The sequence below is a fragment of the Streptomyces sp. NPDC000878 genome, from assembly GCF_053599695.1.
Genome location: NZ_JBSFMT010000022.1, coordinates 120,875 through 137,028 on the forward strand (window position 1 = coordinate 120,875; position 16,154 = coordinate 137,028).

Genomic DNA, 16,154 nt, shown 5'->3' on the forward strand with positions numbered 1-16,154 from the left:
CTGTGAATGGTCGCGGCGGCTGGTCGGACCGCGCGCGTGGCTCGAACCGGGGCGGTACGGCGGGCGTACACGGCGTCCTCGCCCCCGTGTGTCCCTCACGTGCGTACGCGGCCGTTCGCGGCCCCGAGTTCCCCCGCATTGAAGCGTGTTGACCAAGGCGCGACAACACCTGAGGCGCAACATGCGCAACTGCCGGGGCTCTCCCTTCGCTGTTCACCCCTCCGTGGGGACCGGGGCGTCCGTCCACAGGACCGCCGCGCTGTCACACCCCGCCAGTAGGGTGTGAGACATGGCCGACCCCTCCAGCTACCGCCCCAAGCCGGGACAGATCCCGGACTCTCCCGGGGTGTACAAATTCCGCGACGAGCACCGCCGGGTGATCTACGTCGGGAAGGCGAAGAGCCTGCGCCAGCGCCTGGCCAACTACTTCCAGGACCTGGCCGGGCTCCACCCGCGCACCCGCACGATGGTCACCACGGCCGCCTCCGTGGAGTGGACGGTGGTGTCCACGGAGGTCGAGGCGCTCCAGCTGGAGTACTCCTGGATCAAGGAGTTCGACCCCCGTTTCAACGTCAAGTACCGCGACGACAAGAGCTACCCGTATCTCGCGGTGACGATGAACGAGGAGTACCCGCGCGTGCAGGTGATGCGCGGTCACAAGCGCAAGGGCGTCCGCTACTTCGGGCCGTACGGGCACGCGTGGGCGATCCGCGACACCGTGGACCTGCTCCTGCGCGTCTTCCCGGTGCGCACGTGCTCGGCCGGCGTCTTCAAGAACGCCGCCCGCACCGGCCGCCCCTGCCTCCTCGGCTACATCGGCAAGTGCTCGGCGCCCTGCGTCGGGCGGGTCTCGGCCGAGGAACACCGCGAACTGGCCGACGAGTTCTGCGACTTCATGGCCGGGCGCACCGGGACGTACATCCGCCGCCAGGAGAAGCAGATGACCGAGGCGGCCGAGGAGATGGAGTACGAGCGGGCGGCCCGGCTGCGCGACGACATCGAGGCCCTCAGGAAGGCCATGGAGAAGAGCGCGGTCGTGCTCGCCGACGCGACCGACGCCGACCTGATCGCGGTCGCCGAGGACGAGCTGGAAGCGGCCGTGCAGATCTTCCACGTACGCGGTGGGCGGGTGCGCGGCCAGCGCGGGTGGGTGACCGACAAGGTCGAGGAGATCACCACCGGCGCGCTGGTCGAGCACGCCCTCCAGCAGCTCTACGGGGAGGAGAAGGGCGACTCCGTGCCCAAGGAGGTCCTCGTCCCCGCACTGCCCGACCCCGTGGAGCCCGTCCAGGAGTGGCTGGCGGAGCGGCGCGGGTCCGGTGTCTCGCTGCGCATCCCGCAGCGCGGCGACAAGAAGGCCCTCATGGAGACCGTGCAGCGCAACGCGCAGCAGACGCTCGTGCTGCACAAGACCAAGCGGGCCTCCGACCTGACCACGCGCTCGCGCGCGCTGGAGGAGATCGCCGAGGCCCTCGACCTGGACAGCGCCCCGCTGCGCATCGAGTGCTACGACATCTCCCACCTCCAGGGCGACGACGTGGTGGCCTCCATGGTCGTCTTCGAGGACGGCCTGCAGCGCAAGAGCGAGTACCGACGCTTCCAGATCAAGGGCTTCGAGGGACAGGACGACGTCCGGTCCATGCACGAGGTGATCACGCGCCGCTTCAAGCGCTACATCGCCGAGAAGGGGAAGACCGGGGAGTGGGCGGACGGCCAGGAAATCGGCCAGGAAACCGCCCCGGAGCCCGGCCAGGAGCTGAAGGACGACGATGGGCGGCCCAAGCGGTTCGCCTATCCGCCGCAGCTCGTCGTCGTCGACGGCGGGCAGCCTCAGGTGGCCGCCGCCCAGCGGGCGCTGGACGAGCTGGGCATCGACGACATTGCCGTCTGCGGCCTCGCCAAGCGCCTGGAGGAGGTCTGGGTGCCCGGGGACGACGACCCGGTGATCCTGCCCCGCACCAGCGAGGGCCTGTATCTCCTCCAGCGTGTGCGCGACGAGGCCCACCGCTTCGCGATCACCTACCAGCGCGTCAAACGGGCCAAACGCTTCCGGGCGAGCCCCCTGGACGACGTGCCCGGACTCGGCGAAACCCGGAAACAGGCGCTGATCAAGCATTTCGGCTCGGTGAAGAAGCTGCGGTCCGCCACAATCGACCAGATCCGCGAGGTTCCCGGCATAGGCCTCAAGACGGCCGAGACGATCGCCGTGGCCCTCGCCCGGGCGGCCCCGGCCGCACCCGCCGTCAACACGGCGACCGGAGAGATCATGGAAGACGCAGCAGACACAGCAGACGCAGAAGGCACAGCAGACACGCAGGACGGGGAACCCGGGACGCGGGCGGGTTCCCCTGGGGAGCCCGTGACCGCGGGCGCCCCGGACGAGCGACGGGGGCAGGAGAAATGACCGAGCACGAGACACCGAAGGCCGAGCCCACAGCAGAGGGCCAGGCAGGTCACAAGGAAGCGGGCGATGATCGCTCGCGGCACGCCGAGGGCCCCGCACCGGGCGGCCCGACGGGCCAGGAACCACCGGGCCAGGAAGACGGAGATCAAGTGGGTACGGGCATCGAGACAGCCGGGGTCCCCGAAGCGGCCATCCCCGAGCTGGTGATCATCTCCGGTATGTCCGGAGCCGGCCGTTCGACGGCCGCCAAGTGTCTGGAGGACCTCGGCTGGTTCGTCGTCGACAACCTGCCACCGGCGCTGATCCCCACCATGGTGGAGCTGGGCGCCCGCTCCCAGGGCAACGTCGCCAGGATCGCGGTCGTCGTCGACGTACGCGGCAGGCGCTTCTTCGACAACCTCCGTGAGTCGCTCGCCGACCTGGCGATCAAGGGCGTCACCCGGCGGATCGTCTTCCTGGAGTCCTCGGACGACGCCCTGGTGCGCCGTTTCGAGTCGGTGCGCCGGCCGCACCCCCTCCAGGGGGACGGCCGTATCGTCGACGGCATCGACGCCGAGCGCGAACTGCTGCGCGAGCTGCGCGGCGACGCCGACCTGGTGATCGACACCTCCAGCCTCAACGTGCACGAACTGCGCGCGAAGATGGACGCCCAGTTCGCCGGCGAGGAGGAGCCCGAGCTGCGGGCCACCGTCATGTCCTTCGGCTTCAAGTACGGCCTCCCGGTCGACGCCGACCTGGTCGTGGACATGCGGTTCCTGCCCAACCCGCACTGGGTCCCGGAACTGCGCCCGTACACCGGCCTCAACGAGGAGGTGTCGGCGTACGTCTTCAACCAGCCCGGCGCCAAGGAGTTCCTCGACCGGTACGCCGAACTGCTCCAGCTCATCGCCGCCGGATACCGTCGCGAGGGCAAGCGCTATGTGACCATCGCGGTCGGCTGCACCGGCGGCAAGCACCGCTCGGTCGCCACCTCCGAGAAGCTCGCCGCACGCCTTGCCTCGCAGGGCGTGGAGACCGTGATCGTGCACCGGGACATGGGACGGGAATGACGGGACGTACACCGCGGCTGAGCAGGCTGCGCCGGGTGACCCCCGAGGGCCGTGCAGGGCGGCCCGCCGAGGCCCGCGGCGCGAAGCCGCGCCGCCGGGGCGCCCAGCCCAAGGTCGTCGCCCTGGGCGGCGGCATGGGCCTGTCCGCCTCGCTCGCCGCACTGCGCCGGATCACCGGCGACCTGACCGCCGTCGTCACCGTGGCCGACGACGGCGGCTCCAGCGGGCGCCTGCGCGACGAGCTGGGCGTGCTGCCGCCCGGTGACCTGCGCAAGGCCCTGGCCGCGCTGTGCGGCGACGACGAGTGGGGCCAGACCTGGGCCCGCGTCATCCAGCACCGCTTCCAGTCCAAGGGCGACCTGCACGACCACGCGGTCGGCAACCTGCTGATCGTCGCCCTGTGGGAACAGATCGGCGACCACGTCCAGGCCCTCGACCTGGTCGGCAGGCTCCTGGGCGCGCACGGCCGCGTCCTGCCGATGTCCGCCGTACCGCTGGAACTGCAGGCCCTGGTCAAGGGGCACGACCCGGAGCGGCCCGAGGACGTCGACACCGTACGGGGGCAGGCGACCGTCGCGCTGACGCCCGGCGAGGTGCAGAGCGTGCACCTCGTGCCGCACGACCCGCCCGCGGTCCCGGAAGCGGTCGCCGCAGTCCTGGACGCCGACTGGGTGGTCCTCGGTCCCGGCTCCTGGTTCTCGTCCGTGATCCCCCATCTGCTGGTGCCGGAGCTGCTCGAAGCGCTCACCGAGACGAAGGCCCGCCGGGTACTCTCGCTGAACCTCGCGCCGCAGCCCGGAGAAACCGAAGGGTTCTCCCCGCAGCGTCATTTGGAGGTTTTGGGACGACACGCCCCTAAACTCGCCCTGGACGTGGTGCTGGCCGACGAGGCCGCCGTGCCCGACCGCGATTTGCTGACCGATGCCGCCAAGGGGTTCGGCGCCGCGGTCGAGCTGGCGCCGGTGGCCCGGACCGACGGATCTCCTCGGCACGATACGGAGCTGTTGGCCGCCGCGTACGACCGTATTTTTCGGATGCATGGAAGGATCGGCCCATGGCGATGACGGCAGCGGTGAAGGACGAGATCTCCCGGCTCCCCGTCACCCGTACCTGCTGCAGGAAGGCGGAGGTCTCCGCCATTCTGCGGTTCGCCGGCGGCCTTCACCTGGTCAGCGGGCGCATCGTGATCGAGGCGGAGCTGGACACCGCGATGGCGGCGCGCCGCCTCAAGCGGGACGTCCTGGAGATTTTCGGCCACAGTTCCGAACTGATCGTGATGGCACCCGGCGGACTGCGCCGCGGCTCCCGTTACGTGGTCCGGGTGGTCGCGGGCGGCGACCAGCTGGCCCGCCAGACAGGGCTCGTGGACGGCCGCGGGCGCCCGATCAGAGGTCTGCCCCCGCAGGTGGTCTCCGGGGCCACCTGTGACGCGGAGGCGGCCTGGAGAGGGGCTTTCCTGGCCCACGGCTCGCTTACCGAACCGGGACGTTCTTCGTCCCTGGAGGTGACCTGCCCGGGCCCCGAGGCCGCGCTCGCCCTCGTCGGTGCCGCTCGGCGCCTCTCGATCGCCGCCAAGGCCCGCGAGGTCCGGGGCGTCGACCGGGTCGTCGTCCGGGACGGGGACGCGATCGGCGCTCTCCTCACCCGGCTCGGCGCGCACGAGTCCGTGCTGGCCTGGGAGGAGCGGCGGATGCGCCGCGAGGTCCGCGCCACGGCGAACCGCCTCGCCAACTTCGACGACGCCAACCTGCGCCGCTCCGCGCGTGCGGCCGTCGCCGCGGGCGCCCGGGTCCAGCGCGCGCTGGAGATCCTCGCCGACGAGGTCCCCGAGCATCTCGCGGCGGCCGGCCGGCTGCGCATGGAGCACAAGCAGGCCTCCCTGGAGGAGCTGGGCGCCCTCGCCGACCCGCCGCTGACCAAGGACGCCGTCGCGGGCCGTATCCGCCGACTGCTCGCCATGGCCGACAAGCGGGCGCAGGACCTCGGCATTCCGGGGACGGAGTCCAACCTCTCCGAGGAGATGGCCGACGCGGGCTGACGGATGCTCAGAGCAGGCTGACCGATCATCAACACGCCGGGGCCGGTACCCACTTCGGGTACCGGCCCCGGCGTGTTGCCTGTTCTTGGGGCGCCCTTGACTGGATCATGATCTGTCATGAGCCTGGCATCTGTTCGCCATTGTGGCGAACCATCGCAAGGGGGGTTCATGAGACGCAGAGCGAGAACAATCCTCGCTGTCGGCGCACTCCTGCTGGGCGGCGCGGGACTCGCGCCCATCGCTGTGGCCGCGGAGGACGCCGGTACACCGGACGCCGACGAGGTCAAGGTCTTCCGCGCCGAGGTCACGAAGGAGCAGATTCCGCTGCTCCTCGCGACCGGTCAGGACGGTCACGAACTCGGGGAGCAGGCACCGGAGAAGGGCACGGCCACGGTCGAGGTCTACCTCACCGACAAGCAGGCCGACCAGCTGGAGGACAAGGGCGTCGAGCTCAAGGAGCACACGCTCACGGCGAAGGCACGCGCGCGCGTGGCCGCCGCCGGGGACGGCGTCTTCCGGCCGTACAGCGGAGCGGGCAACCTCCAGGAGGAGATCCTCCGGACCGCCCAGGAGAACCCGGCCCTGACCAAGGTCGTCTCCATCGGCAAGACCCTTCAGGGCCAGGACATCCTCGCGCTCAAACTGACCAAGGGCGCGAAGAAGTCCAAGGACGGCGCCAAGCCGTCCGTCCTGTACGTCTCCAACCAGCACGCGCGTGAATGGATCACGCCGGAGATGACCCGGCGCCTGATGCACTACTACGTGGACGGCTACTCCACGGACCGGCGCATCAAGAAGATCGTCGACTCGACCGAACTCTGGTTCGTCCTGTCCGCCAACCCGGACGGCTACGACTGGACGTTCGAGCCCGAGGGCGACCGCCAGTGGCGCAAGAACATGCGGGACGTCAACGGAGACGGCGCCTACACCATCGGCGACGGCGTCGACCTCAACCGCAACTTCGCCTTCAAGTGGGGCTACGACGACGAGGGTTCCTCCCCGTTCCCCACCAGCCAGACCTACCGCGGCGCCGGCCCCAACTCGGAGCCCGAGACCCAGGCCCTGGACGCCTTCGAGAGGCGCATCGGCTTCGAGTACGGCATCAACTACCACTCCGCCGCCGAACTGCTCCTCTACGGCGTCGGCTGGCAGGTCGCCTCGCCGAGCCCCGACGACGTCCTCTACAAGTCGCTCGCAGGCACGCCCGAGAACTCTGCGATCCCCGGCTACCACCCCCAGCTCTCCTCCGAGCTGTACACCACCAACGGCGAGGCGGACGGCCACGCGGCCAACGTCAACGGCACGGCGATGTTCACCCCGGAGATGTCGACCTGCCAGACCGCGTCGAACCTCTATCCGGACGACGCCTGGAACGCGGCCGACTGTGCCTCGATCTTCACCTTCCCGGACGACGAGAAGCTGATCCAGGAGGAGTTCACCAAGAACATCCCGTTCGCGCTGTCGGTCGCCGAGTCCGCGGCCAAGCCGGACCAGCCCAAGTCCTCGGTCGGCGTCGACGCCCCGGACTTCACCCCGGCCCCCTTCACCACCTCGTACTCGCGCGGAGCCGACCAGGAGGTCTCGGTCGTCGTACGCAAGTCCGTGCGCGACAAGGAACTCAAGTACCGCGTCAACGGCGGCCGTACGGAGGACATGGCGCTCAAGGCGTGGAAGGGCGGCGAGACCTTCGGCGGTGACGACAACCTGTACTTCGACGAGTACCGCGCCAAGGTCGCCGACGGCGACCCGGGCGACAAGGTCGAGGTCTGGTTCACGGGCGAGACCAAGGCCGGAAAGCCGACCAAGAGCACGCGGTTCACGTACACAGTCGCCGAACGGCCGCGCGCCGACACGCTCGTCGTCGCCGAGGAGGGCGCGACGGCCACACAGACCCAGGCCTACGTCGATGCCCTGAAGGCCAACGGCAAAAAGCCGCTCGTCTGGGACGTCGCCGCCCTGGGCGCACCCGACGCGCTCGGTGTGCTCGACCACTTCAAGACGGTCGTCCACTACACGGGCGCCGTACGGCCCGGCAACGCCACCCAGCTCCAGCTCCGCGCCTACCTCAACGAGGGCGGCAAGCTGATCGAGGCCGGCGAGAGCGCGGGCGGCTCCGTGGACCTCGGCGGGGGCACCCTGTCCAACGACTTCAGCCAGTACTACCTGGGCGCCTACTCCCGTACGACCACACCGTCGGTCACCGCCTTCAACGGTGCCGGGAAGCTCACCGGCTTCACCGGTGCCCTCGGCGACGCGCCCGGCAACCCGCTGAACGCGGCCGGGTCCTTCGGCGTCACCTCGGACACCCTGCCCGTGGCGACGTACCCGCAGTTCGACAGCGCGGGCGCGGGCGGATACCCCGGGACCGTCAACCCGTACGGGCCCTACGCGGGCGCCTCCATGGCCGCCGTCACGCACACCGACTACGCCTGGAACCGCCTCACCCGCACCATCGACCTCACCGGAGTGACCGCGGCCCAGGCGCCGGCCTTCCGCACCCAGCTCCTGTGGGACACGGAGGAGGGCTACGACCACGCCGTGCTCGAAGCCCACACCGCCGGGGCCGACGACTGGACCACGCTTCCGGACAAGGGCGGCGCCACCAGCACCACCGTGCCCACCGAGTGCGAGGCCGGGTTCTTCATCCAGGGCCACCCCGCCCTCGCCCGCTATCTGGCCCTCGGCTCGGGCGCCTGCACGCCCACTGGGACCAGTGGCTCCTGGAACAGCTTCACCGGGGCCTCCGCGGGCTGGCAGCAGGTCGAGTTCGACCTCTCCGCCTACGCCGGCAAGACGGTGGAGATCTCACTGAGCTACATCACCGACCCCGGCTCCGGAGGCCGAGGCGTCCTCGCCGACAACGCCACCGTCGTCATCGGCGGTACGGCGGGCGCGGTCGAGGGCTTCGAGACGTCCCTGGGTGCCTGGAGCGTCCCCGGACCGCCCGCTGGCAGCCCTGCGGTCATCAAGGACTGGGGTCTGTCGGGCGAGCTGGCCAAGACCTATGGAGCGGTCGCCACCGGTGACACCGTGCTGCTCGGCTTCGGCCTGGAGCACGTCACCAAGGCCGCCGACCGGACGGCACTCCTCGGCAAGGCACTGGCCGCGCTGAAGGACTGATCAGAACCGTTCACCGACGATCCGATCCGGCCTGTTCATCGGGTGATCGCGGTGCCACACCTGGGCGGTCCGTACCCCTACTGGCGGGTACGGACCGCCCTGCCGTGTATGGGGCATCTCGATGTCACCACCGGGGCCGCAGGGAGGTAGGGTCGTAGGCGGTCGGGGACATCCCATACAACTCGCCGGCATCGAAAGCCGGCGTACCAACGAGGAGATCGGTTCGTGACGATCCGCGTAGGCATCAACGGCTTTGGCCGCATCGGTCGTAACTACTTCCGCGCGCTGCTGGAGCAGGGTGCTGACATCGAGATCGTGGCTGTCAACGACCTGGGTGACACCGCGACCACCGCTCACCTGCTCAAGTACGACACCATCCTGGGCCGACTGAAGGCCGAGGTGTCGCACACCGCCGACACGATCACCGTCGACGGCAAGACGATCAAGGTTCTCTCCGAGCGCAACCCCGCCGACATCCCCTGGGGTGAGCTGGGCGTCGACATCGTCATCGAGTCGACCGGCATCTTCACCAAGAAGGCCGACGCCGAGAAGCACATCGCGGGCGGCGCCAAGAAGGTCCTCATCTCGGCTCCGGCCTCGGACGAGGACATCACGATCGTCCTCGGCGTCAACGAGGACAAGTACGACGCGGCGAACCACCACATCATCTCCAACGCCTCCTGCACCACCAACTGTGTGGCGCCGATGGCGAAGGTCCTCCTGGAGAACTTCGGCGTCGTCTCGGGTCTCATGACCACGGTCCACGCCTACACCAGCGACCAGCGTCTCCAGGACTTCCCGCACAAGGACCTGCGCCGCGCCCGCGCCGCCGCCGAGAACATCATTCCGGCGAGCACCGGTGCGGCCAAGGCTCTCGGCGTGGTCATCCCGGAGCTGGCGGGCAAGCTCAACGGCATGGCGATGCGGGTGCCGGTCCCGACCGGTTCCGTCACCGACCTGGTCGTCGAGACGGAGCGTGTGGTGACCAAGGAAGAGGTCAACGCCGCGTTCCAGAAGGCCGCCCAGGGCGAGCTGAAGGGCTACCTGACCTACACCGAGGACCAGATCGTCTCCTCGGACATCGTCAGCGACCCGTCGTCCTGCACCTTCGACTCCTCGCTGACCATGGTGCAGGGCAACAGCGTGAAGATCATCGGCTGGTACGACAACGAGTGGGGCTACTCCAACCGCCTCGTCGACCTGACGGTCTTCGTCGGCAACCAGCTCTGAGTCCCGGAGCAGGCACTTCGATGTGAGCACAGGGCTCGGGCGACGCGAGGAGGCGTTGCCCGAGCCCTGTGGCGCGTGCTGATCGATCCAGCCCCTCCCGGACAAAAGAGCCCTCCCTAGGAGCCCCTTCATGAAGACGATCGACGAACTCCTCGCCGAAGGAGTCGACGGCAAGCGGGTCTTCGTCCGCGCCGACCTGAACGTGCCGCTGGCCGACGGCCTCATCACCGACGACGGCCGCATCCGGGCCGTCCTGCCCACCGTCAAGGCCCTCACGGACGCCGGCGCCAAGGTCGTGGTCGCCTCCCACCTGGGCCGCCCCAAGGGCGCCCCGGACCCCGCCTTCTCCCTGCTGCCCGCCGCAGAGCGCCTCGGTGAACTCCTGGACGCCCCCGTGGCCTTCGCCCAGGACACCGTCGGCCCCGCCGCCCACGGCGCCGTGAACGGCCTCCAGCCCGGCCAGGTCGCGGTGATCGAGAACCTGCGCTTCAACGCCGGCGAGACCGCCAAGGACGACACCGAGCGCGGCGAGTTCGCCGATCAGCTGGCCGCCCTCGCCGACGTCTACGTGGGCGACGGATTCGGTGCCGTGCACCGCAAGCACGCCTCCGTGTACGACCTTCCGGCCCGCCTGCCGCACTACGCCGGCTACCTCATCGCCACTGAGGTCGGCGTCCTGAAGAAGCTCACCGACGACGTGCAGCGCCCCTACGTGGTCGCGCTCGGCGGCGCCAAGGTCTCCGACAAGCTCGCCGTCATCGACCAGCTGCTCGGCAAGGCCGACCGCATCCTCATCGGCGGCGGAATGGCGTACACCTTCCTCAAGGCCCAGGGCTACGAGATCGGCGCCTCCCTCCTTCAGGAGGACCAGATCCCGGTCGTCCAGGAGTACGTCGCGCGCGCCGAGAAGAACGGCGTCGAGCTGATCGTCCCGGTCGACGTGGTGGTCTCCGCCGGCTTCCCCGACCTGAAGGCCAAGGCGCCCACGAACCCCACCACCGTCGCCGCGGACGCCGTCCCGGCCGATCAGATGGGCCTGGACATCGGTCCGGAGTCCCGCAAGCTGTACGCCTCCAAGCTCGCCGACGCGGCCACCGTCTTCTGGAACGGTCCCATGGGCGTCTTCGAGCACCCCGACTACGCCGAGGGCACCAAGGCCGTCGCCCAGGCCCTCCTCGACTCCCCGGCCTTCACGGTCGTCGGGGGCGGCGACTCAGCCGCCGCCGTACGCATCCTGGGCTTCGACGAAACCGCATTCGGCCACATCTCGACCGGCGGCGGCGCCTCCCTCGAATACCTCGAGGGCAAGACGCTCCCCGGCCTCGCCGCACTGGAGGACGACCCCGCATGACCACTCGCACGCCGCTGATGGCGGGCAACTGGAAGATGAACCTCAACCACCTCGAGGCCATCGCCCACGTCCAGAAGCTCGCCTTCGCCCTCGCGGACAAGGACTACGAGGCCTGTGAGGTCGCGGTCCTGCCGCCCTTCACCGACCTGCGCTCGGTACAGACCCTGGTCGACGGCGACAAGCTCAAGATCAAGTACGGCGCCCAGGACATCTCCGCGCAGGACTCCGGTGCCTACACCGGCGAGATCTCCGGCCCGATGCTCGCCAAGCTGAAGTGCACCTACGTCGCGATCGGGCACTCCGAGCGCCGGCAGTACCACGCCGAGACCGACGAGATCGTCAACGCCAAGGTCAAGGCCGCCTACAAGCACGGCCTCACCCCGATCCTGTGCGTCGGCGAGGAGCTGGACGTCCGCGAGGCGGGCAACCACGTCGCCCACACGCTCGCGCAGGTCGAGGGCGGCCTGAAGGACCTCCCGGCCGAGCAGGCCGAGACCGTCGTCATCGCGTACGAGCCCGTCTGGGCCATCGGCACCGGCAAGGTCTGCGGCTCCGACGACGCCCAGGAGGTCTGCGCCGCGATCCGCGCGAAGCTCGCCGAGCTGTACTCCCAGGACGTGGCCGACGCCGTGCGCATCCAGTACGGCGGCTCCGTGAAGGCCGGGAACGTCGCCGAGATCATGGCGAAGCCCGACATCGACGGCGCGCTGGTCGGCGGTGCCGCTCTGGACGCCGACGAGTTCGTCAAGATCGTTCGGTTCCGCGACCAGTGAGTATGCGCTAGCGGAGATCCGTCGTACCCTGGCGGGGCCGAAACTAGTACGGGGGCGCCGAGCGTTCCCAAGTGAAGCTTCGGCCCCGTCGTCCATCAGAATCCGAGGAAGTTGGTCCAGCCGTGGTTTTGGGGTTCTCGATCGCCCTGATCGTCTTCAGCCTGCTGCTGATGCTGCTCGTGCTGATGCACAAGGGGAAGGGCGGCGGCCTCTCCGACATGTTCGGTGGTGGCATGCAGTCGTCCGTCGGCGGCTCCTCGGTCGCCGAGCGCAACCTCGACCGCATCACCGTGGTGCTCGGTGTGCTGTGGTTCGCGTGCATCGTCGTACTCGGCATCTTGATGAAGGTGAACAACTGATCAGTGGCTGACACCGGTCGTCAAATACCGGTACGACAGCACATTACGCACGCACATTCCGCACGTAAGGCCCCATGTTCGGTACGCCCCGCCAGGGGCGGCCTATCATGGGGCTTGCGTCTTGGTGCGGGGCCTGTAACTCGAAGCACTGGACGCGCGTTGGGCCTTACGTAGACTGAGGCGCTCGCAACGAAGCGAAAACGCCGACTCGCTTCGCGGCACCATTACGCAGGGAGTTACGACCGTGGCAAGTGGCAACGCGATCCGAGGAAGCCGGGTCGGGGCGGGGCCGATGGGCGAGGCGGAGCGTGGCGAGTCCGCGCCACGGCTGCGCATCTCCTTCTGGTGCTCCAACGGGCACGAGACGCAGCCCAGCTTCGCCAGCGACGCGCAGGTCCCCGACACCTGGGACTGCCCGCGCTGCGGCTTTCCCGCCGGACAGGACCGGGACAACCCGCCGGACCCGCCGCGCACCGAGCCGTACAAGACGCACCTGGCGTACGTACGGGAACGGCGCAGCGACGCGGACGGCGAGGCGATCCTCGCCGAGGCGCTCGCCAAACTGCGGGGCGAGATCTAGGAGTTGACGGCCGGCCAGGCACCGAAAAGGTGCCTGGCCGGACCCGTTCGACGGGGTGCCGCCCACCGGCTCCCCGACCGATTGTCAGTGGTGCCCTCTACGGTTTGTGAATCGGCGAACCGCGAGGGGGAGTTGTGACGACGGTCGAGACGGCGGGAGCGTGTGCGCCCGCGTGGCGCGGGGGATTCGGACGGCTGTGGAGCGCCGCCGTCCTCTCCAGCTTCGGCGACGCGCTGCGCACGGCCGCCCTGCCCCTGCTCGCCACGACCCTCACCGACAACCCCCTGCTCATCGCCTCCGTGACGGCCTGCGGCTATCTGCCCTGGCTGGTCTTCGGACTGCTCGGCGGGGCCGTCGCGGACCGCGTCGACCAGCGGCGCGCGATGTGGACGGTGGATGCGGTACGAGGGCTGCTGGTCGCCTGCTTCGCCGTGGCCGTCGGCCTCGGGCACGCCTCGATCGGCCTGCTCATCGCGCTCGCCTTCGCGCTGACCACACTCCAGACCCTCTTCGACAACGCCGCGACGGCCCTGCTGCCGACCTTGGTCGACAAGGACGCGCTCGGTGGCGCGAACGCTCGTCTGATGACCGGCCAGCGCATCGCGGGCGGTCTGCTGGCCGGGCCGGTGGTGCCCGTCCTGCTAGTGCTGGGAGCGGCCGTGCCCTTCGCGGCCGATGCCGTCACCTTCCTGGTCGGAGCGGCCCTGGTCGCCTCGCTGCGGCCCGACGCGCCCGAGCGGGCACCGAGACCGGCGGGCAGCACCCTGCGCGCGGAGATCACGGCCGGCCTGCGCACCCTGTGGCACGACAGACCGCTGCGTGGCCTGTGCGCGGCCACGGCACTGTGCAACGTCGGCATGGGCGCCCTCATCGCCACGATGGTCCTGCTGGTGACCGGCTGGCTGGACGCGGGCAACACGGGGTACGCGGCGGCGATGACCGCGTACACCGTCGGCAGCCTCGTCGGCGGCGCGCTGAACGGGCGGCTCGTGGACCGGATCGGGCGGATACGGGCCGTGCTGTTCGCCGGTACGACGCAGACCGGCGCGCTGGTCGTCATGGGTACGGTGCGCAGCCTGGCCGCGCTGGTGGCCGCCCTGGCGGTGTTCGGGCTCATGGGGATGGTGTGGAACGTCAACACGACGACCCTGATGCAGCGCCGCAGCCCCGCCGGGATGCTGGGCCGGGTCAGCTCGGCGTTCCGGACGCTGGCGGTCGCCGGAGCGCCGCTGGGCGCGCTGCTGGGCGGGGTCGTCGCGACGACCTGGGGACTGAACACGCCGGCTCTGCTGGCCGCGGGTTTCTTCGTCCTGTCGGTCACCGCGCTGATACCGGCGCTGAAGTCGGACGTATCTGTTGTTGGACCGGATGACGGTTCGACGACAGCTTGATCAACGTGCTGATCAATTAGGTTGAGACCGGCAGCACAGGCACGAAAGAGGCGGAAGTCCGAGATGAACGCAGACAGCCGTAGCAGGCTCAACCAGACGCCCGAGTGGACGGCCCTGGCCAAGCACCGTGAGGAGCTGGCGGACACCCATCTGCGGGACCTGTTCGCGACCGACCCCGGGCGCGGTGCCGGGTACACGCTCCAGGTCGGTGATCTGCACATCGACTACTCCAAGCACCTGATCACCGACGAGACCCTGCGGCTGCTGCGCGAGCTGGCCGCCGCGACGGACGTGTTCGGCCTGCGGGACGCGATGTTCCGGGGCGAGCGGATCAACACGACCGAGGACCGTGCGGTGCTGCACACCGCGCTGCGGGCGCCGCGGGACGCGGTGATCGAGGTGGACGGGGAGAACGTCGTGGCGGCTGTGCACGGCGTGCTCGACCGGATGGCCGGGTTCGCGGAGCGGGTGCGTTCGGGTGCGTGGACGGGGCATACCGGCCGTCGGATTCGGAATGTGGTCAACATCGGTATCGGGGGCTCGGATCTTGGTCCGGCCATGGCGTACGAGGTGCTGCGGGCGTTCACCGCACGGGAGTTGACGTTCCGGTTCGTGTCGAACGTCGACGGCGCGGATCTGCACGAGGCGGTGCGGGACCTGGACCCGGCGGAGACGCTGTTCATCATCGCCTCGAAGACGTTCACGACGATCGAGACGATCACGAACGCGACCTCGGCCCGTTCCTGGCTGCTGGCGGGGCTGGGTGGCGAGGAGGCGGCGGTCGCGAAGCACTTCGTGGCGCTGTCGACGAACGCCGGGAAGGTCGCCGACTTCGGCATCGACACGGCGAACATGTTCGAGTTCTGGGACTGGGTCGGTGGGCGGTACTCGTACGACTCGGCGATCGGGCTGTCGTTGATGATCGCGATCGGGCCGGACCGGTTCCGGGAGATGCTGGACGGCTTCGCGCTGGTCGACGAGCACTTCCGGACGGCTCCGGCGGAGGAGAACGTGCCGCTGCTACTGGGGCTGTTGGGGATCTGGTACGGCAACTTCTTCGGGGCGCAGTCGCATGCGGTGCTTCCCTACTCGCACTATCTGTCGAGGTTCACGGCGTACCTGCAGCAGTTGGACATGGAGTCCAACGGCAAGTCGGTCGGGCGGGACGGGTTGCCGGTGGAGTGGGAGACCGGGCCGGTGGTGTGGGGTACGCCGGGTACGAACGGGCAGCACGCGTACTACCAGTTGATCCATCAGGGGACGAAGCTGATCCCGGCGGACTTCATCGGCTTCGCCGAGCCGGTGGGGGAGTTGAGCGACGAACTCAAGGGTCAGCACGATCTGTTGATGGCCAACTTCTTCGCGCAGACGCAGGCTCTGGCGTTCGGGAAGACGCCGGAGGAGGTGCGGGCGGAGGGCGTGCCGGAGGAACTGGTCGCCCACAAGACGTTCCGGGGTGACCATCCGACGACGACTGTGCTGGCGCGGGAGTTGACTCCGTCGGTGCTGGGGCAGTTGATCGCGTTGTACGAGCACAAGGTGTTTGTGCAGGGGGCTGTGTGGAACATCGACTCGTTCGACCAGTGGGGGGTTGAGCTGGGGAAGGTGCTGGCGAAGCGGGTTGAGCCGGCGTTGACGGAGGGGGTGGGGGTGGCGGGGTTGGATGCGTCGACGCTGGCGCTGGTTGCGAAGTATCGGGAGTTGCGGGGGAGGTAGGGGTTTGTTTCGCCCCCGCCGCCCTTACCCGTTCCCATCCCCTGGGGGCTGCGCCCCCAGACCCCCCTTTCGCGCTGAACGCGCTCGTCCTCAATCGCCGGACGGGCTGGATGGTGCCGGCCGGGGCTTGGGTATTCAGCCCG

12 protein-coding genes are annotated in these 16,154 nt (G+C 69.4%); all 12 read left to right on the forward strand.

Annotated elements, in window-relative coordinates; translation table 11 throughout:
- The first annotated feature begins 289 nt into the window (after positions 1–289).
- The 12 genes from uvrC to pgi all read left to right on the forward strand — a co-directional run bounded on the left by uvrC (position 290) and on the right by pgi (position 16,011).
- Positions 290–2,404, forward strand: a complete 2,115-nt coding sequence (gene uvrC / locus ACWDR4_RS21420) for an excinuclease ABC subunit UvrC (protein ID WP_450410606.1) — start codon at positions 290–292, stop codon at positions 2,402–2,404.
- On the forward strand, positions 2,401–3,453 hold the full coding sequence (gene rapZ, locus ACWDR4_RS21425) for an RNase adapter RapZ (protein WP_450410607.1): 1,053 nt from the start codon (positions 2,401–2,403) through the stop codon (positions 3,451–3,453). The genes uvrC and rapZ overlap by 4 nt, the downstream gene beginning before the upstream one ends.
- Positions 3,450–4,517, forward strand: a complete 1,068-nt coding sequence (locus ACWDR4_RS21430) for a gluconeogenesis factor YvcK family protein (protein ID WP_450410609.1) — start codon at positions 3,450–3,452, stop codon at positions 4,515–4,517. The genes rapZ and ACWDR4_RS21430 overlap by 4 nt, the downstream gene beginning before the upstream one ends.
- On the forward strand, positions 4,508–5,491 hold the full coding sequence (gene whiA, locus ACWDR4_RS21435) for a DNA-binding protein WhiA (protein ID WP_450410611.1): 984 nt from the start codon (positions 4,508–4,510) through the stop codon (positions 5,489–5,491). Before ACWDR4_RS21430 ends, whiA begins: the two co-directional genes overlap by 10 nt.
- Before the next feature lie 168 nt (positions 5,492–5,659).
- The gene (locus ACWDR4_RS21440) at positions 5,660–8,611 is read left to right on the forward strand and encodes a M14 family zinc carboxypeptidase (RefSeq protein ID WP_450410613.1); all 2,952 of its coding nucleotides are present in this window, start codon (positions 5,660–5,662) and stop codon (positions 8,609–8,611) included.
- A 225-nt stretch (positions 8,612–8,836) separates the two neighbouring features.
- A complete protein-coding gene (gene gap / locus ACWDR4_RS21445) occupies positions 8,837–9,841 on the forward strand; it encodes a type I glyceraldehyde-3-phosphate dehydrogenase (protein ID WP_389349996.1) in 1,005 nt (334 codons plus the stop codon).
- Between the two features lie 130 nt (positions 9,842–9,971).
- Entirely contained in the window at positions 9,972–11,192 is a 1,221-nt protein-coding gene (locus ACWDR4_RS21450) for a phosphoglycerate kinase (protein ID WP_450410615.1), read from the forward strand.
- A complete protein-coding gene (gene tpiA, locus ACWDR4_RS21455; protein WP_450410617.1) occupies positions 11,189–11,965 on the forward strand; it encodes a triose-phosphate isomerase in 777 nt (258 codons plus the stop codon). The genes ACWDR4_RS21450 and tpiA overlap by 4 nt, the downstream gene beginning before the upstream one ends.
- A gap of 122 nt (positions 11,966–12,087) precedes the next feature.
- A complete protein-coding gene (gene secG / locus ACWDR4_RS21460) occupies positions 12,088–12,324 on the forward strand; it encodes a preprotein translocase subunit SecG (protein ID WP_164316238.1) in 237 nt (78 codons plus the stop codon).
- Positions 12,325–12,568: 244 nt separating this feature from the next.
- Positions 12,569–12,904, forward strand: coding sequence for an RNA polymerase-binding protein RbpA (locus tag ACWDR4_RS21465; RefSeq protein WP_003957010.1), 336 nt, complete (start codon positions 12,569–12,571; stop codon positions 12,902–12,904).
- Between the two features lie 134 nt (positions 12,905–13,038).
- The gene (locus ACWDR4_RS21470) at positions 13,039–14,295 is read left to right on the forward strand and encodes an MFS transporter (protein ID WP_450410619.1); all 1,257 of its coding nucleotides are present in this window, start codon (positions 13,039–13,041) and stop codon (positions 14,293–14,295) included.
- Between the two features lie 63 nt (positions 14,296–14,358).
- Entirely contained in the window at positions 14,359–16,011 is a 1,653-nt protein-coding gene (gene pgi, locus ACWDR4_RS21475) for a glucose-6-phosphate isomerase (RefSeq protein ID WP_450410621.1), read from the forward strand.
- Positions 16,012–16,154 lie beyond the last annotated feature (143 nt).

Coding starts and splice junctions, on each gene's coding strand:
- uvrC (WP_450410606.1), top strand. CDS start 290: ATGGCCGACCCCTCCAGCTACCGCCCCAAGCCGGGACAGATCCCGGAC.
- rapZ (WP_450410607.1), top strand. CDS start 2,401: ATGACCGAGCACGAGACACCGAAGGCCGAGCCCACAGCAGAGGGCCAG.
- ACWDR4_RS21430 (WP_450410609.1), top strand. CDS start 3,450: ATGACGGGACGTACACCGCGGCTGAGCAGGCTGCGCCGGGTGACCCCC.
- whiA (WP_450410611.1), top strand. CDS start 4,508: ATGGCGATGACGGCAGCGGTGAAGGACGAGATCTCCCGGCTCCCCGTC.
- ACWDR4_RS21440 (WP_450410613.1), top strand. CDS start 5,660: ATGAGACGCAGAGCGAGAACAATCCTCGCTGTCGGCGCACTCCTGCTG.
- ACWDR4_RS21450 (WP_450410615.1), top strand. CDS start 9,972: ATGAAGACGATCGACGAACTCCTCGCCGAAGGAGTCGACGGCAAGCGG.
- tpiA (WP_450410617.1), top strand. CDS start 11,189: ATGACCACTCGCACGCCGCTGATGGCGGGCAACTGGAAGATGAACCTC.
- pgi (WP_450410621.1), top strand. CDS start 14,359: ATGAACGCAGACAGCCGTAGCAGGCTCAACCAGACGCCCGAGTGGACG.